This window comes from Flavitalea flava (assembly GCF_054461575.1).
Genome location: NZ_JBTLQH010000047.1, coordinates 1 through 18,519, shown reverse-complemented (window position 1 = coordinate 18,519; position 18,519 = coordinate 1). Strand labels below are relative to the sequence as shown.

Annotated in this window: 14 protein-coding genes; 10 read left to right on the top strand and 4 right to left on the bottom strand. The window is 46.5% G+C overall.

Features of this window, described 5'->3' with window-relative positions; all coding sequences use genetic code 11:
• The first annotated feature begins 34 nt into the window (after positions 1-34).
• From ACX0G9_RS26650 to ACX0G9_RS26635, 4 genes are all read left to right on the top strand, one after another.
• On the top strand, positions 35-1,249 hold the full coding sequence (locus ACX0G9_RS26650; protein WP_459068023.1) for a class I mannose-6-phosphate isomerase: 1,215 nt from the start codon (positions 35-37) through the stop codon (positions 1,247-1,249).
• A gap of 87 nt (positions 1,250-1,336) precedes the next feature.
• Complete coding sequence (locus ACX0G9_RS26645) at positions 1,337-2,386, top strand: sugar phosphate isomerase/epimerase family protein (protein WP_459068022.1); 1,050 nt, start codon at positions 1,337-1,339, stop codon at positions 2,384-2,386.
• Positions 2,387-2,406: 20 nt separating this feature from the next.
• Positions 2,407-3,558 carry a Gfo/Idh/MocA family protein gene (locus ACX0G9_RS26640; RefSeq protein WP_459068021.1) on the top strand — a complete coding sequence of 384 codons (1,152 nt, stop codon included), beginning with the start codon at positions 2,407-2,409 and terminating at the stop codon, positions 3,556-3,558.
• A 57-nt stretch (positions 3,559-3,615) separates the two neighbouring features.
• Positions 3,616-4,353: a 3-keto-disaccharide hydrolase gene (locus tag ACX0G9_RS26635; protein ID WP_459068020.1), complete on the top strand. Its 738-nt coding sequence runs from the start codon at positions 3,616-3,618 to the stop codon at positions 4,351-4,353.
• A 64-nt stretch (positions 4,354-4,417) separates the two neighbouring features.
• Here the strand turns inward: ACX0G9_RS26635 and ACX0G9_RS26630 are convergent, their stop codons facing one another.
• Positions 4,418-6,838, bottom strand: coding sequence for an ABC transporter permease (locus ACX0G9_RS26630; protein ID WP_459068019.1), 2,421 nt, complete (start codon positions 6,836-6,838; stop codon positions 4,418-4,420).
• A gap of 118 nt (positions 6,839-6,956) precedes the next feature.
• Positions 6,957-10,103 (bottom strand): GH116 family glycosyl hydrolase, encoded by a 3,147-nt coding sequence (locus tag ACX0G9_RS26625; protein ID WP_459068018.1) that lies wholly within the window; start codon positions 10,101-10,103, stop codon positions 6,957-6,959.
• A gap of 201 nt (positions 10,104-10,304) precedes the next feature.
• On the opposite strand from ACX0G9_RS26625, the gene ACX0G9_RS26620 reads away from it, so the two are divergent.
• Positions 10,305-12,089 (top strand): SMP-30/gluconolactonase/LRE family protein, encoded by a 1,785-nt coding sequence (locus ACX0G9_RS26620; RefSeq protein WP_459068017.1) that lies wholly within the window; start codon positions 10,305-10,307, stop codon positions 12,087-12,089.
• A gap of 49 nt (positions 12,090-12,138) precedes the next feature.
• Here ACX0G9_RS26620 and ACX0G9_RS26615 read toward each other — a convergent pair whose 3' ends face one another.
• Together ACX0G9_RS26615 and ACX0G9_RS26610 are read right to left on the bottom strand one after the other, a co-directional pair.
• Positions 12,139-12,897 (bottom strand): SDR family NAD(P)-dependent oxidoreductase, encoded by a 759-nt coding sequence (locus ACX0G9_RS26615; protein ID WP_459068016.1) that lies wholly within the window; start codon positions 12,895-12,897, stop codon positions 12,139-12,141.
• 8 nt (positions 12,898-12,905) lie between these two features.
• On the bottom strand, positions 12,906-13,700 hold the full coding sequence (locus tag ACX0G9_RS26610; RefSeq protein ID WP_459068015.1) for an alpha/beta fold hydrolase: 795 nt from the start codon (positions 13,698-13,700) through the stop codon (positions 12,906-12,908).
• Positions 13,701-14,053: 353 nt separating this feature from the next.
• On the opposite strand from ACX0G9_RS26610, the gene ACX0G9_RS26605 reads away from it, so the two are divergent.
• The 5 genes from ACX0G9_RS26605 to ACX0G9_RS26585 all read left to right on the top strand — a co-directional run.
• The gene (locus ACX0G9_RS26605; protein WP_459068014.1) at positions 14,054-14,749 is read left to right on the top strand and encodes a hypothetical protein; all 696 of its coding nucleotides are present in this window, start codon (positions 14,054-14,056) and stop codon (positions 14,747-14,749) included.
• 83 nt (positions 14,750-14,832) lie between these two features.
• Entirely contained in the window at positions 14,833-16,164 is a 1,332-nt protein-coding gene (locus ACX0G9_RS26600; protein WP_459068013.1) for an MATE family efflux transporter, read from the top strand.
• Positions 16,165-16,263: 99 nt separating this feature from the next.
• Complete coding sequence (locus tag ACX0G9_RS26595) at positions 16,264-16,887, top strand: RNA polymerase sigma factor (protein ID WP_459068012.1); 624 nt, start codon at positions 16,264-16,266, stop codon at positions 16,885-16,887.
• A gap of 72 nt (positions 16,888-16,959) precedes the next feature.
• On the top strand, positions 16,960-18,099 hold the full coding sequence (locus ACX0G9_RS26590) for a FecR family protein (RefSeq protein WP_459068011.1): 1,140 nt from the start codon (positions 16,960-16,962) through the stop codon (positions 18,097-18,099).
• A 174-nt stretch (positions 18,100-18,273) separates the two neighbouring features.
• Positions 18,274-18,519: hypothetical protein (locus tag ACX0G9_RS26585; RefSeq protein WP_459068010.1), on the top strand; the 246-nt coding region annotated here is incomplete at its 3' end.

The following is an 18,519-nucleotide window of genomic DNA, read 5'->3' as shown; positions in this document are numbered from 1 at the left end:
AAGAATAATTCTAATCAAATTGAAAAAATAATTTATGGGAAAATCCAGTATAGCCGAAAAAGCATTGGAACAGGGAAAAGGAATCCTTCGTTTAGCGCCCACCTGGGTACCGAGGTCTTTTTGCGTACCCGGTCGCAGGATCAAATTACATCCCGATGATTATTATGTCCTGGGCGGAGAGCGGGGCGGTATCGATGAGCGTTGGCTGTCGAGTACCACACCTGCGAAGAACGGCCCGCTGACCGGAAAAAATGAAGGTCTGAGTCCCGTCGTCTTTCAGGACGGATCGAAAGAGGAACAATTCCTTTTAAAAGATGCCATCGATGAATTGAAAGGAGCATTGATCGGCGATCGTTTATGGAACCAATATGGTAGCTGGCCTATGTATTCCAAGTTCTTCGATAATATGGGGCCATTACCACATCATATTCACCACAATGATGAAAAGGCTGCCCTGATCGGACAATTGGGTAAACCGGAAGCTTATTATTTCCCACCACAGTTGAATAATCATGGAGGTGATTTTCCCTATACTTTTATGGGGATCTCTCCCGGCACTACCCGGGAACAGATCAGGGAATGCCTGGTCAACTTTACCAAAGGGGATAACAAGATTACGAATTATTCCCAGGCCTTCCGGCTGGAGCCGGGTACAGGCTGGGATGTTCCTCCCGGGCTGCTGCATGCTCCGGGCAGTATGTGTACCTATGAACCGCAAAAGGCTTCCGATGTATTCGCCATGTATCAGTCCCTGGTGAATGAAGCGATCATACCGGAAGTATTGTTGTGGAATGGCACGCCAAAAGAAAGTATCGGCGATTTCGATGCCTTGCTGGATGTCATCGATTGGGAGTTGAATGTCGATCCTCTTTTACATGCCAACCGGTATATGCATCCCAAACCGGTAAGGGCCACAGACGTGATGAAGGCCGGAGGATATATTGAAAACTGGGTCTGTTATAAATCCGATGCCTTCAGTGCCAAGGAATTGACTATTTTACCGGGAGCGACCGTCACGATCAAAGACAGCGCGGCTTATGGGATCATCCTGATGCAGGGTCATGGCAAAATGGGCGTCTGGGATATCGAAACCCCCGCTCTCATCCGTTACGGTCAATTGACCTTCGATGAATTTTTTATCAGTGAGAAAGCGGCTGTAGAAGGAGTTACCATCGTGAATGCTTCCCAAACGGATCCGATCGTCATGCTGAAACATTTTGGTCCCGGTAACCCGGACCTGGTATTATAGGGATCTCGTGAACTAAAAGGCAATACGGAGAATCTTAAGTGCTGATAAAATATAGTCCTGAAAATCTAACGAAAGCAAACCATAGATATGCAAAAGAATAATTATCCCAAACTTCATAATGCCTCCTGGCCCGGTGTGGTAGGAAAAGGCCCTGATTCGGAACCTCCGATCTCCCTGGATACTTTATTGGATCTGACCGCTGCCGCGGAAGTGGACGGCGTTAAATTCGACGGCATCGATATCGGTTTGTTCGATCCTCATTTCGATATGGAAGGAGGAGACGACGAAATCAAAAGGCTGGCCGATAAGGTATCCTCGCGCAACCTGGTCATTGGAAGTATCGTTGCACCTATCTGGCCCCCGACAGGCGGATCTGCCATGGGAAGCCGGGCCGATCGCAGCAGGTTCGTGGACCAGGTCCGTAAAAGCTGCGAAATTGCCCAGAAATTGCGTGCAATGGGAATCCGCCCCAATGGGATCGTTCGCATAGATTCGGCCACCAACCCTGAAACCTGGGACAAGGATCCGGTTGCGAATACGAAGCTGATCGCAGAGACTTTCCGTGAAGCCTGCGATGTCGCTGCCGGTTTCGGGGAAAAACTGGCTGCAGAAGGAGAGATCTGCTGGGGAGGAATGCAAAGCTGGAAAACAATGCTCGAAACCCTGGAAGCCGTGGATCGGCCGAATGTCGGGTTTCAGGCGGATATGGCGCATACTTTATTATACCTGTTAGGATACAACAGGCCACAGGACAGGATATTGCCTGACAATTTCGACTGGAAGGACCGAACCGACCTGGAGGAAGGTTTGAAAACGCTGACCCATGCCCTTCGTCCCTGGACCATCGATTTTCATGTCGCCCAGAATGACGGAACGGTACATGGTACGGGTTCACATGATAAGACAGGCCGCCATTGCCTGGCCACCGATCCGAACGGCAGACTCGACATCGCTCATGATGCGGGGTATTGGCTGCGGGGAGAAGACGGAGCCTTGACCAGGGCCTTCAGGCATATCTGCTGGGACGGATGTATGTTTCCCAATGAGGTGATGACCCGACAAAAGACCTGGAATGATATCCTGGCAGCGATGGTAAAGGTCCGGGATGCACATGGATGGTATGAAAAGGGGATTTAAAAAAGGTAAACAATTGCAACATGGCAAATAAGAAAAAAATAAATATAGGATTGATCGGCTGCGGTTTTATGGGCCGGACACATACGAATGGTTACAAACGCGTCCCTGATTTTTTTCCGGAGCTGGCTTATACCCCAGTGTTAAAAACTGTTTGCTCCCGCCGGGAAGAAAAGGTCAAGGCTTTTGCGGAGCAGTGGGGATATGAATCTGTAGAAACAGATTGGAAGGCGGTCCTGGCCCGGCCTGATATCGATGCAGTGGATATCTGTACACCTAATGACAAACATGCGGAAATTGCCATTGCGGCCGCACAGGCGGGTAAGATGATCCTTTGCGAAAAACCCCTGGCCCGTACACTGGCAGAATCTCAAACGATGGTGGATGCTATCGAAAAAGCCGGAGTTCCCAATACGGTCTGGTATAATTACCGCCGTCTTCCGGCCGTTACCCTTGCTAAACAAATTGTCGATTCCGGGAAACTGGGAAAGATCTTTCATTACCGGGCCAATTTTCTCCAGGACTGGACAATCAATGCCAATCTGCCCCAGGGTGGGGAAGGGCTCTGGCGTATGGATGCCGCTGTCGCCGGATCCGGCGTACTGGGAGATCTTCTTTCCCATTGTATCGATACGGCCATGTGGTTGAACGGAGGCATCAGGGATGTTTCCGGTATGACCGAAACCTTTATCAAAGAAAGGGTTCACCAGCTAACCGGAAAAGTAGAGAAAGTAACCATCGATGATGCCTGTGCCTTTCTTTGCCGGTTTAATAACGGGTCCCTCGGTGTTTTTGAATCTACCCGGTATGCCCGGGGGCATAAGGCCCTGTATACCTTCGAGATCAACGGTGCCAATGCTTCCATTCGCTGGGATCTTCATGATCTGAACCGTCTCGAATACTTCGATAACGCAGACGAGTCTATCGTCCGGGGTTGGAGATCCATTCATGTTACTGATGGAGACCAGCCATATATGGGTAAATGGTGGGTGCCGGGTCTTGGAATAGGGTATGAACATTCCTTTGTACACCAGGTGGCCGACTTTTTAAAAAGCCTGGAAACGGGAGAACCCTGTTCACCGTCATTCCGGGAAGCCCATGAAACCCAAAAGGTTTGCCAGGCTGTATTGGATTCGGCGCTTTCCGGGAGCTGGAAGACAACAGGAGCGGTTTAGGAATTGTCAGGTTACCTATGCAAAGAAGAAAAATGTAAATACAATAAAAAAATAATAATGAAAAAAATCGTTGATATTAACTTAGGTAAATGGATGGTGGGATTAGCCCTTCCCGTCTTATTGGTAGTTAGCTGTAATAACTCCGGCGAAAGCAAACCTGTTGCAGATAAAGATGGCTTTATTGAAATATTCGATGGGAAATCCTTTACAGGTTGGGATGGTGATACCAGTGTATGGCGTATCGATAGTAGTAGTTTTATTGGAGAGGTTACGGCTACCAAACAATTGAAGACAAACAGTTTCCTGATGTACAGTGGAGGCAAGCCGGGGGATTTCGAATTCAAGGCGGAATACCGGATCAGCCCCGAAGGAAACAGCGGTGTTAATTATCGCAGCGAAGAATTGAAAGACATTCGTTATGCCCTAAAAGGGTATCAGGCCGATATCGACGGGGCTAACCAATATACCGGCCAGAATTATGAAGAACGCGGCCGTGGATTCCTGGCCATGAGAGGACAAAAGGCGGTATTGGAAGCTAATACCAAACCCATTATCAAAGATTCTGTCGGAAATTCGGATTCGTTGAAGACGCATATTAAAATAAATGATTGGAATGAAGTACATATCATTGCCAAGGGTAACCATATGCAGCATTTTATCAATAATATTCTGATGAGCGAAACGACAGATAACGATAGCACGAACCGGAAGTTCAGCGGTGTCCTTGGGCTGCAGGTCCACGTCCTGCCTTCCATGAAGGTGGAATACAGGAACATCCGGTTGAAACAGGAGTAAGGGAGATCTGAGGAGATCTGACACAGGAGGTCTGACTCAGGAGTGAGATCGGGAGTAACTGTCGTTACTCCGATCTCAGATTCTTCACCGGGTTCTGCAAAGCTGCCTTTACCGTGTTAACACTAATGGTCAATACGGCAATGATTAGTGCCATTAAAGCGACCAGGGCAAACATCCACCATCGTATTTCTATACGATAGGGGAAACTTTGCAGCCATTTATGCATGATAAACCAGGATATAGGCGTTGCTATCAGGATGGCCAAACCTACCAGCGATAAAAAATCCCTGGATAGCAGCAGGGAAATAGCACGAACACTGGCCCCCAGGACTTTTCTAACGCCGATCTCCTTTAAACGCTGCTGAATGATTAATAACACCATGGCGAATAAACCGGTACAGGAAAGGAAAATAGCAATAGCGGCTGCAATGCTGAACAATAATGACATCATCCTCTCCTCCTGATACCAATTAGTGATATTTTCATCCAGGAAAGTACCCCGGAATTCCTGTCCCGGTTCGAGAACCGCCATTTCTTTTTTGATGGCTTGCATGGCGGTAACTGGATTCTGAGCGGATGTTTTTATGAAACAGTAATTGATCCCCGAATTTTTGTCCATTCTCAGGATAAGTGGCTCCAATTCCTCCTGCATGGAATACAGATGGAAATCGGGAAAAACGCCAACGATGTGCCAGCCGGCCCAGGAACTGTCTCCGGCAATATTCTTTCCAATTATCTCTTTTTCGTGTAACTGTCTGGCCAGACTTTCAGAGATGACAACATTATTCTGCGTGTCGGTTCCGAAAGATCTGTCGAAGTCACGTCCTTCCAACGGACGCAGACCCAGTGTCTTCAGGTAATCGTAGTCAACGGACACCATATTGGTGGAAATGGATCTGCCTTTATAATCAAATCCGGTGCTGGATTTTACAGTCCTTTTGTCCTGCCCCCGGCCTATATTAATATTACTGCCTGTTATGGACACTATCCGGGGATCGGCGGCCAGCCGGGTCCTTAGCTTTTCTATAGTTTCCCTGCCTTTATCTGCCTTATACAAGGGAACGCTGATTACGTATTCTTTTTGAAACCCCAGATCGGCTTCCTGCAAATGTTGAAATTGGCGGTAAATGATCCAGGTGCAGCTGATCATGATACAGGCAATGACAAATTGTATTACGATCAGGGCATTTCGCAGTCCGCCATTCTTTTTAAGGCTCACTTTACCCTTAAGGGTGTCGACTGCCTTGAATTTTGCCATCAACCAGGAAGGATATCCACCGGCAATAAAGGATACGAATAATAAGAGCATGAGGGCAAGTGATAGGAATGCTGGTTCCCGCATAAGGGAATTTAGGGAAACATCCATTCGCACCATTCTGCTCAGATAACCAACCAATATATTCAGGAGAAGCAGGGAAATGATAAACGCGATACAACAAAGCAGAAAACTCTCTCCCCATAATTGGGTGAATAATCTTCCTTTTGCCGCCCCCAGGCATTTTCTTATCCCGATTTCCTTGCTCCTGGTAAAAGCATTGGCCAGATTGATATTGATAAAATTAAATGAGGCAATCAGGATGATCAGCAAACCGACAGTCAGCATAGTATAAATCATTGCCGCATTGACTGCTTTATGGCCATTTACCCTGGTTGAAAAATGGATCTCACAGAGAGGTAATAGCCGGGTGGCAAAAATATCTCCCCGCCTATCCGGTTTGGCCCCTTCCTTTGCCAGATTCGTGTACCATTGCGCGAGATACCGTTTGTTGATTTCTTTCAGTTGGTCTTCAGCCTGCTTCCGGGTGGATCCGTCTTTAAGTTGCACGTATACCAGGTGGGAAGAGTTATTCCAATCGGTATTACTTTCCGCATAATTTTTTACATTTTCTATCCGGGCCAGGATATCAAATTTCAGGGAAGACCCATTCGGGTCTTTAATTACTGCCGATACAACGAATTCCTGTAATTTTTCTCCTGTAGACGCTTTTATTCTTTTGCCGATCGGGTCTTGGTTGCCGAATATCATTTTAGCTGCATATTCCGTCAGAACTATATCCGTAAGATTCTTTAACGGATTACCCTTATTGCCGCTGAGAATGGTAAAACTGAACATGGAAAAAAAATCTTCATCGGCCAGTTTCACCGGAATGGCAAATTCCTTTTCTTGGAATTGTACACGATTACCCACATCCATGAACCGGGTCATTTTTTCAATGGCAAGGGCTTCCTTTTTAAAGGCAGGACCGGCAGGATAACCGAACTGATTGGCAATCTCTTCACCGGTTGTTTTATTAAAGACCTGGTAAGCCTGGTAAAGTTTATTCCCGTTGGCATGGGAAGAGTCATAACTGAACTGGCTATACACTACAAGCAGGATTACAATTCCCAACGTAAAACCAATAGTTAATCCTCCAATATTTATGAAGGCATGTAATTTGTTCCTGAATAGATTTCGCCAGGCGATCTTAAAATAACTTTTAAACATAGGCCAAAGATGCAGCGAATAAAATGCCAAAAAGCTAAACCCCGGATAATCAATTATTCAGGGTTTTTAGCTTATCATAACTGTTCGTTTCCGATACGGGATTGTCGCGTTTATGACTTCAATACCCGAGTGTTGTGACCAATGACTCCCCTGCATGAATATCCTGTTCCGAAAATTTCAGTTTAAGACGGCTCCCTGTATTTTCTCCTGATTGGACTCCAGATCCTTCTGCTATCCGTTCTGTCGTAAAAGGAACCGGTCTGCCGCCGGAAATGATGGAAATTTTTTTTGGTTCTCCGGTTAATTCCACTTCCAGCGAGGTCAAACGCAGACTGCCATAAACGAGTGAAACGGTATTTGTCTGCGCCCCGGCTGTCCTTGTCTGCCCGATATTACCCCAGCCTTCGGAGGCCGTAAAAAAACTTTTGAATTGATCTTTTTGCACTTTAGGAATAAATCGCATGGCTTTTTCCGGGCCATTGTAATAAAAGTCCTGTAACGCAAGCAGTACCCCCCACGATGCCATGGCCCTTGCATAATGGTCGCCGCATTCGATCTCATTGTAGGGGTTATGTTTTTCGGGGCTGTACCGTTCATGGACCGATCTAATAAGGGATAATCCTTCATTGATCATTCCTTCATAGATCATATTTGTCGCTACCTGGTATTCAATACCGGTCCATACCTCATCCCGGTAACGGACCCCGTCTTCACCCATATGTTTGCTTTTTGGCCAGGTGGCGACCAGCAGGCCAGCTTCACCGGGATCTGCATAAACACGCTCGGGTTTATGCATTTTTGTTTGCACACCTACATCCGGAGCCCAATTATATTTCCAAATTGATTCCAGGGCGGTCTTCACTTTATTCTCCGGGTACAAATACCCGAGGTCATCCAGATGGGCCCATGTCTGTCCGAATAATTGATCGCTCAGACATCCGCCCGCATATTGGTATTTCGGATGTTTGGCCAGATCGACATCCTGGATAAAATATTCTCCATTCCAGAGCTTATCTACGGTTTTTCTACTGCCACTCGCGAAGATACTGTCGCAATGACTGGAAAAAACAGAGTCTTTCATCAGTAAAGCCATCCTCGAAGCCGCTTTCAGAGAGGCGAGGTACAAACCGCCAACATAGGTATTTGCGCCATAAAAGGCTATATCGTAGGTATTGGCCTGTTCTTTTTCAATAAGACCATCCCCATTCCCGTCTTCCTTTATGATAAATTCCGTAGCCTTTTTGATCTTGCTCCAATTCCGGGAAAGGAACAGGTTGTCTTTGGACAATAAATTTTCCCGGTAGGCTTTCAGGATGGCACCAGCATGGCCATCTATCAGGATCCCTCCCCATCCGTTGCGGGACTCGATACCTCCGTCTTCCCTGAAAGATGTTCCGAAATCCGTTTTTTCCCGGACATTTTTCTCCAGCTCCGGAAATAAATGGGCAAGCGCCTGCTCATAGTTCCATACATGTGTACAGGTTCCCACACAAGAGCCAACACCTTCCCAGGCCCAGAATTTATCGGTAGCCCACCATTGGCAGGTTTCAGTAGCAAGGGTGGATACCGGCATCATCAGCCGTTGATTAAGCCAATAGGGTAAGCTGCTGTTCACATAGTAGGCATCATGAAAAGCGAAGGTTTCACGGGTAAGCCTTTCCAGATTATGTTGAAGCCAGGACGCGACTTCTCCTGAATTGTCAAACCAGTTAGCATACATATTCCCGATTGCAGGACCACCTGTGGGGATTGGTTTGTTCCAATTACCGCCCTCTCCATATTGCATGGGGCGGTTCGGAAAGAACCAGGTCAGCAGGAAGGTTATCTCCCTGGTTTCACCGGGGGCTAATTCAATGGTTGTACCGGCAGCGCCTACCAATTTTTCTCCGGGAAGGGCAAGGGCCTCGTTATCATTATTTACCCGGTCCGCGTTTCCTTTGTAGTTGGCATCTGCAAATCCATCAGCATCCAGCACGCTCAGCGACAGATTGCCAAAATAGGGATGGGAATCCGGAAAAAATTTGTGCAGGGAGGGGAGATTGCTGAATACGATCTGATCCACATTTATATGGCCCCAGCTTCCTTTCTCTTTATCGATTATCTCCAGATAAGCCTTTTGCCCTATCCACGCTTTTACGTTCCAGCTGAAATCTTCCAGATGCTCCGTCCAGTTGCCGGTGGCAGACTTTACCGGTTTACCATCGACCACAAGATTCATGCAGGTATTATCCTTGTAAGATCCTCCTGCCAGTTTGAAATTAATAAAATCACTGCCAACAATAAAGACGGGAGAAATTAATTTTCCGGTTGCCGAATCTCCCTGGCCGGAAAGTTTGGAGTCGATCAGAAATTCCCCTTCACCGCCGGTTACCCGGTCTTTTTTCCCTTCCTCAATGGTAATGGGTTTCTTCCCAAAAGCCGTTCCTTCCGCTTTCCACTTTCCGTAAGAACCCGTTTCGAAATCCTGGAATAGTTTATCCTTCCTGGCGACAAAAGGCTGAGGTCCGATTCCCTTTTGCAGGTCCATGGCAATCGTAGTTCTTCCTTCCTCGCGGATGACCTTATTGTGTAATGCGCCCTCTATCCGGTCTTTCAGATCGATACAGATAAGATTTTGCAACCAACCGGTTAAGCTCACCTGCATTTTTTCCGAAGAAGTATTTTTAAGCCTGTATCGGAGGATAGTTCCGGGAGTGGCAGATTCTTTGGCATTCAGCGGTATAAATGGGGAGTAAACTGTGGCATCGATCTGTAATGGCAAAGGATTGGAAACTGACGAATAAGTGATTCGCGCTACCGGATATTCCCCCGTGAAAGAGATATCGTCAAAATCTTTTTTGTTCAGCTGCCTGGTCCGGGTAACGTTATTCTGTTTGATCGTGACGGCAAACCCCTGATCTATATAACTGAAGGGCTCAAAGGTTTGGTAACATACTTTCCAGGGGCCGGCTTCGGTTCCGAAGTTCATCAACCAGTCGATCCCGTAACCGGTATTATAGGCATTATTAGCGATCCACCAATTCGCCAGGGTTCCATCACCACGAACATATAACTGCCCGGCGGCAATACCTCCGCATGGCATGCCGATGGTTGTCAGTTCCTTTCCTTTATAAATTTTTCGAGCGTTATCCCAGAGCGATTTTTCCCAGGAAGGGGAAAGCTCTTTTTTCACCGGGACGAAATGGGAAGGATCAGTCGGCCCGGACTGTTGGCCAAAAACGGGGTGAAGCAGGGCGATGGCAATCGTTAAAAACAACAATTTCATTTGTCAGGAAGTTGATTTTTAAAAAAGCTAAAAATATGGTTAAACGTTTAACCTGCAAAATTTTTATAAAGGCCCCAATGCAATTTTTTCATTCCCCCGTATTTTTTGATTTCCTGATGATCCGGTTTTTTTGTGGGCTGACTTTACTATATTTAGGTGTCATCATGACAAGAATAACGACCCCTAAAACGAAGGTTGACCATGAAAAAATTACGATTGCTTGTCTTGCCCGTCCTGTTGATATTTGTTTTAAGCCGGGTTGGTTTTGCCCAGACAGCTTCCACACAACCTCCTGCGGAAAAATACGCTGTCGATTCAGCCTCCCAGGACCTACCGGGTATACCTAAAGGAGAGGTATTAAAATTTACCTTTTCCAATTCGTCTGTTTTCCCCGGAACGGTAAGGGAATATTGGATCTATATTCCCGCCCAATACCGCCCGGAAAAACCGGCCTGCGTATACATCAACCAGGATGGCATCCAATGGAAAGCGCCAACCGTATTCGATAACCTTATTCATCGGGGGGAGATGCCCGTTACTATCGGTGTATTTGTGACACCGGGACGTGTGCCGTCTATGAATGGGCATGTCTCCCTGGACCGGTTCAACCGCAGCTTCGAGTATGATGGGCTGGGCGATGCGTATGCCCGTTTTATCCTGGATGAATTGTTACCCGATGTGGAAAAACAAAAAGCAAGCGACGGCCGGATCATACATCTTTCAAAAAACGGGAAGGACAGGGCCATCGGTGGATCCAGCAGCGGTGCCGTTTGCGCTTTCACTGCCGCGTGGGAACGTCCTGACGCTTTTTCCCGGGTCTTTAGCGCAATCGGAACCTATGTAGGGCTCCGTGGCGCTGATCGTTATCCCACCTTTATCCGGAAATACGAACCTAAACCAATCCGTGTATTTTTGCAGGATGGCTCCAATGATCTTAACATTTACGGAGGCGATTGGTGGAAGGCCAATGAGTCGATGGAGCGGGCCCTGGTCTTTTCCGGTTACCAGGTGAACCATGTATGGGGTGAAGGTGGCCATTCCGGTCGTCAGGGGGAATCCATTTTTCCTGAAGCCATGCGGTGGCTCTGGAAGGATTACCCGCAGCCGGTTACCAACGGAGCTACCAAAAATCAATTTATAAATGACATCCTGATTCCCGGAGAAGACTGGGAATTGGTGGGGCAGGGTTATCAATTTACAGAAGGCACAGCAGTGAATGCGGCGGGAGAAGTTTTTTATGTGGACATTCCCCCCTCGAAAATCTATAAGGCGGGGATGGATGGCAAACTGACCGTTTTGTCAACCGATATAAAAAAAGCCAGCGGAACGGCTTTTGGGCCGGATGGTAACCGGTATATGGCCGGGGCCAGTAAACAAATCATCCGTTATGCGATCAACGAAAAAGAAACGGTTATAGCCGACGGGATTTCAGGAAATGACCTGGTTGTCGCCGGGAATGGAAATATCTATGTTACTTCACCGGATGGTATCGATAAAGCCAGTAAAATTTACCTTATCCGCCCGGATGGAGAAAAGAAAGTGGTGGACGATGGATTAAAATTTGCCAATGGCGTCACCCTTTCCCCGGACCAGACTCAATTATATATAGCAGAATCCGCTTCCCATTGGGTTTGGATCTACACTATTCAGGCGGATGGCACGCTCGCCAATAAACAACGTTATGGATGGCTTCACGCTCCGGATACCCAGGAATTTGCCTGGCCGGATGGCTTGCGATGCGACCGTGAAGGAAGGATTTATGTAACCACTTCTCTTGGGATCCAGGTCCTCGATCAGACCGGACGGGTCAACGCGATCATTCCTCTGCCGGCCGGAACCCGTTCCCCATCGAATTGCTGTTTTGGCGGACCTGATTTTAATACGCTTTATGTGACCTGTTGGGATAAGGTATATCGAAGGAAAGTAAAAGTTAAAGGCGCCAATGCTTATGAGGCTCCGTTAAAACCGGCAGCTCCCAGGCTCTGATCGCTCCGAACCCATATTTCGCGTATGCCCTTCCGGCCCGGCCGAATCTTCAGCTTCGGTAAATGACGGTCGGAGAAGCCTGTGCGGAGGCATAGATCGTGCAGTCGGCTATAGTAACCTGCGGAGGCGCCTGTATGGCGTATAAAATGATATCCGCAATATCCCCGGCTTTTAAAGGCTCGAATCCTTCGTATACTTTTTTGGCCTTTTCCTGGTCGCCCTTGAAACGGACAAGCGAAAAATCTGTTTCAACAGCCCCAGGAGCGATATTGGTAATTTTTATTCCATGTTGTGTCAGATCGAGCCGCATCCCTTCACTGATCGCTTCGACAGCTTTCTTGGATGCGCAATAAACAGCGCCATTGGCATAGGTCTGTTTTCCTGCTACCGAACTGAGATTGACGATATGACCTTTTTTACGGGCCACCATCCCCGGCATAATAGTTTTGGAAACATATAAAAGGCCCTGTACATTTCCCTCCATCATGGCATCCCAATCCCCGATATCTCCATCCTGAATAGAGGATAACCCATGAGCATTCCCGGCATTATTGATCAGAATGTCAATATTCTGCCATTGGTCAGGCAGACTACCGATAGCAGCAAAGACCTCTTCTTTATTCCGTACATCAAAAGAAAGGGTAATGACATCCACCTTTTGGGAAAGCTCTTCCTTCAATTCTTCCAACCGGTCTGTCCTTCTTCCGCAAAGGATCAGGGAGATATTGTTTGCTGCAAATTTTTTTGCCGTCGCTTGTCCAATGCCTGAGGTGGCGCCTGTAATAAGGGCTATTCTATTGCTCATCATCCGGCAATTTAACTATTAATTTGATTCATAAAGGAGGTAAGCAATTTATTGAATTCTTCCGGAGCTTCCATATTGGGTAAATGCCCGGATCCCCCGATACATTCCAGCCTGGCTCCGGGAATACGATTGCTCATCATTTCCGCTACAGGCAGGGGAGTGAAATAATCTTCGGACCCGGCTATGACCATAACCGGAACGGCAACCGAAGCAAGAACGGGAATATGATCCCTTCGTTCGGCCCGACCCCGGTTAGCAGCTGCTGCTCCTTCGGCGGATGTTCCCGTCATCATACCGTATAAATGCCTGTATACGCTGACATCTTTCATCGATTCCCCGGATAGATAATGCTGAATATTTTCGTCGGTATATTTTTTCATACCATCTCTAGAAATCGTCTCCGCAAGGATCAACCGCTTATGATAGGATTCAGGAGTTTCTCCCCTGGCATCCGAGCAGACAATGATCATGGCCCTGACCTTTCCCGGGAAAAGACGATATGCGTCCAGTACTATCTGACCACCCATCGAAAGACCGCAAAATACCGCTTTTTCAATAGCCAGTTCATCCAGCAGATAAAGGATGTCGAGCACCATTTCATCTAACATGACCCTGGTAGAGGAAACAGAAGTTTCCCCATATCCTCTTAAATCGGGAATGATCAGACGGTATTCCTTTTTAAAATGGGCGACCTGTTCTTTCCACATCGTCCTGTTAAAGGGATGCCCATGGATAAATACCAGGACAGGCCCCGCCCCTTCATCATCATAGGCCATTTGAATTCCTCTTATTTTCTTTACCGGCATTTTTTATGACAAAGGTATACCAGGCTGATAAGTATAAACAGATGCAGATCCTGGTTTTTTAACAGGATCAGATTGGAGTGATATATACCTCAAATAGGGTAGCGCAAACAGGTTAGCGCAAATAGGTGGTTGTGGAAATAAATGAAAGTGGGTAGTTTGAAGGTTGTTTAACGGAGGGCTAGTATTAATACGGGTATTTTATTACGTTTAATGATTAACGGTAGTTTATAAATTAGTGTTTATACGATAATGATTTTATTTGTTCTTTCAAAAATTACCACAAAAGGGTATTGTCACGGAAAAGTGTAACTGTAGATTTGCCAATAAATATTTTCATTTATAAAATTCATTTTATGCAAACACGATTTTATTGCTCCCTGAAAAAAAATACCCTGAAACTAACACTTGTCCTTTTTCTTTTCTCTATGGCCCTGTCTTGTAAAAAAGGAGATACGGGACCTGTCGGAGCAACAGGCGCAGCTGGAGCCGCAGGTAGCGCAGGAGCGGCCGGCGCTGCGGGCCCTGCCGGGGCTGCCAACGTCATCTATTCCGATTGGTTTACACCCGCGACTTATAAAAAAGATACCATCTTCGGGAGTTGGGGATTTAATTTTGACAAGGCGGATGCCGCTATTACCCAAAAAATTCTGGACAGCGGTGTTGTGATCACTTTTGGCAAACTGGATGGCTACAATCCGGTTATATGGCCAACTACCCAGATCGCAGCACTTCCGATCATTATCACTTATTTAAGTGGGGCAACGGCCAATATCGATACATGGTCCGCTTTGGTCACTGCCGGAAATTTGAGGATAAGGCTGGTAAGCAGTTTGAATGCTTATGGAGGTATATCCAATGCGCATAAATTCCGTTATATCATCATTCCGGGCGGCGTAAAAGAATCTGCATCGGTTTCGCCAAGCATCGTTTCAGGAATGGGGAATAAGTTGAACGGAACGGTAAGCGTTTCACAATTGAGGGAAGTGACACAACATTTTAGCGAGATGAGTTATGCAGAGATCTGCCAACGCCTGGGCGTTCCTCAATAAAATAATACTACATACCTGATAAAAGCGATTGTCCCGACAATCGCTTTTATCTATTTACATAGGTTATAGTATCTTTGCCGCCCATGCGGAAAGAAGCATTTTTAACGATTCGGTTAGCTGTACCCATTATCATCGGGGAATTGGCGCAGATGGCCCTGCACATCATCGATACGGCCATGGTGGGAGCTATAAGTTATAAACAGCTGGCTGCCGCAGCGCTTGTTGTCAATACGATGAACATTCCCTTTGTATTGGGGATCGGAATGACCATTTCCGTTTCACAAATGGTTTCGATGGCTCATGGCCGTCGTGACGGGCAAGGTGTGTCTCATTATCTCTTCAATGGATTTTGTCTTTGCGCCCTCACGGCCATTGTCATTTCCCTGGCCATTGTTTCCGGGAGGAATATCCTGCATCATCTCGGTCAGGATCCGGAGGTCGTCATTCTTGCGCTGCCCTTTATGAAATTAATGGGTTTCTCCATCATTCCGATGTTGCTTTTTATGACCCTTAAGCAATTTACCGACGGACTGGAATTTACCAAAACAGCCATGATCCTGTCTCTCGCAGGGATGCCGGTCAATATATTGCTGAACTGGTTATTGATCTACGGGAACTGGGGCTTTCCCAGACTGGAATTATTAGGTGCCGGCTGGGCTACCCTGATCACCCGTAGTCTGATCTTTATCGTGCTGGGGATCATCATTCTCAAACACAGCACCTTTCGTCGTTATATTGCCGTTAGCCGCAGTCAATGGAAACTCCGGCGCAAAACTTTAGGTGAGTTACTCCATATTGGGATCCCCAGTAGTTTGCAGATCGGTATGGAGGCCGGGGCTTTTGCCGTATCCGGCATTTTAATCGGAACGATAAGCGCTGTAGCCCAGGCCGCTCATCAGATCGCTCTGAGTTGTGCCTCCTTTACTTTTATGGCTTCCATGGGGCTCGCACAGGCAGGCTCGATCCGGGTAAGTAATGCTTTTGGGCGTTCCGACTGGCCAAAGATCTCCTTAATAGGAAGGAGTACACTGCTGACGGCCTTACTCTACGGAATATTTTGTGCTATTACCTTTGCCATACTTCGCCATGAATTACCAAAAGCATTTAACGAGAATACAGCTGTATTACAAATGGCAGGTCTCTTATTGCTTTTTGCGGCAGTTTTCCAGATATCGGACAGCACCCAGGCTATCGGTGCGGGTTTATTGCGAGGGATCAAGGATGTTAAAACACCCACGCTGTTGATCGCAGTCGCTTATTGGGTCATCGGCCTTCCGGTCGGGTATGTACTTACTTTTGTCGTTGGTATGGGTGCCTCTGGCATGTGGCTCGGTTTCATTACGGGATTAACCCTGGCCTCGCTGTTTTTGTTGGCCCGGTTTCTTAAAATGACGAAAAAGAATACGCTTCAATGAGTTTTCCGGAGAAACACTGCCTTTTCTAAAATGGCGCAAACGTTTGCATGTTGATTGCCGGTATTTGATTCTTATCTTAATAAAATGTTTACTGCGCCCATGGAGAATTTTGATGAGCAACTTGCCTGGTCACGGGTGAGGGAAGGGGATAAAGAATCATTCCTGCTTCTTTATAATAATTTTTTCCATTTTCTCGTAAGTATCGGCATCCGCATCAGCAACGACCCCGCGGTCTCCAAAGATGCCTGCCAGGAATTTTTTATCCGGCTCTGGGAAAAAAGGCAATCCCTGTCGGATGTACGCAACATCAAAGGGTACCTGTACAGAGGCTATAAAAACCAGCTGATAAAGATGCTCCTGCAAAACGGACAAAATACCTCATCTTCTTTCGATATGGAACTCGAATTCACCCAGCATTGGACGGTTTCTCCGGAAGCCGATCTGATCCATAATGAAGAAGGACAAAGAAAACTGACCCTGCTGATCAATGCCTTTAAGGCATTACCCCCACGTCAGCGGGAATTACTATATCTGCGTTATTATTCCGGCTTAACAACAGAAGCGATTGTTGAGCAAACAGGACTTTCCATTCGCAGTGTCTATAATCAGATCCATATCGGGCTGAATAAGTTAAAGGCTAATCTTTCAAAAGGGGGGAGCAAAAACTTCCGCAATTATTTATTGATAATTAGCTGTTTATGCATTATTTTTAAATATATCTAAATAAGTTTAAAAATAATTGACCTTGGACAGGTAAAAAACAGGGGAAACAGGATCTGGCAATAAAAGGAACACATGGATGGTGTTGAAGCCAGTATAGAAAAATTAATAAAGGATGACTCTTTTATTAATTTTTGTTTGAAAAAGGACGAACAGGATATTGCGATCTGGGAGACGATCCTGTTGACGCAACCTGAAAAAAAAGCCCTGATCTACGCTGCCAAAGACCGGCTCTTAGTAATGGCAGCAGCCATCCGGGAGGGAGAGCGGGACCTGGCTGTCGAAAGGCTGAGCAAGGCGATGGATGCCCTGGATAACACGCACGAAAAATCTCCAAAAGAAAAACGACTTTTAATCATCCCGTTTTTTGGCGTAGAGCGGGGCTCTCTCATGAAGAGATGGATAATGGCAGCCTCCGTCCTGGTTTTTATCATAGGAGGGTATCTTGTTTATAATTATAAGATAGGGAAAGGTAATGGCTCCCCTAATAACACAGTAAAGAATATTATCGCTCCAAAAGGAGAAAGAAAAAGTCTTCGTCTTCCTGATGGAACCCAGGTAATTCTGGACGGCGGCAGCCACTTAATACTGGCAGAAAATTTTAACAGCCAAAACAGGGAAGTAGAATTAAGCGGAGAGGCTTATTTTGACGTAACCCAGGATCCGGGTCGCCCCTTTATTATTCATACGGATTTTATGGACATCAACGTCCTGGGAACTGCCTTTAATGTCCGGGCCTATCCTGATGAGCCGACTGCCGTTACTTCCCTGATCCGGGGACGGGTAGCCATAACTTTTCCGGACGACTCCGTCAGGCAAAAATCGATCATATTACATCCCATGCAAAAGATAGTGATCGGAAAAGGGAGCAAGATTATTTCCGATCCGGCCTTATCCTCAGCAGGATCCAGCCCCGCCATTCATATCCTCCGGATCGATTCCTTACATAAAAACCTTTTGTCCCGTGGTCTGCAGGAAACGGCCTGGACGGAAAACCGCCTGGTTTTTAATGATGAATCCCTCGAGTCTGCAGGTCTTAAACTGGAAAAATGGTTTGGAATCGAAGTTGTCTTCTCCGGACAGGAGATAAAAAAACTCCCTTTTACCGGAAGTTTTGAAAACCCTAACCTGGAAAAAGTCCTGGAGACAATGAAACTAACTATCCCCGTATTACAATACAAAATAGAAGAAAATAAAAAACTTATCCTTTACTAGTTAATAAAAGAGGGATGCGTCAACATCCCCCGGTAACAAGTCTTTGAAACAGGCAAGGTTTGCGCCAACTCCTGTTTCCATTTTTTAACTTAAAACCAAAACTAAGGTATGCAAAATTGCAATGCCCCAGGGCGTTTTTTTGCCCGGAAGGCAACAACCAAAACTCTACGGCTTATGCGATTAACTGCCCTTGTATTTCTGGCCGGTTGCCTGCAAGTCTCTGCAACGGGATTATCACAGGATGCCCGGGTTACGCTTAATGAGAAACATATCCGGCTGGATAAATTATTCGGTATCCTGGAGCGTAAAACAAATTTCCATTTTTCCTACAGCAGCGCATATATCCCGCTTGCCCGGAAAGTGGATGTGGAAGCAAAGGACGAATTGCTTTCATCTGTTCTGCAACGAACCTTATATCCT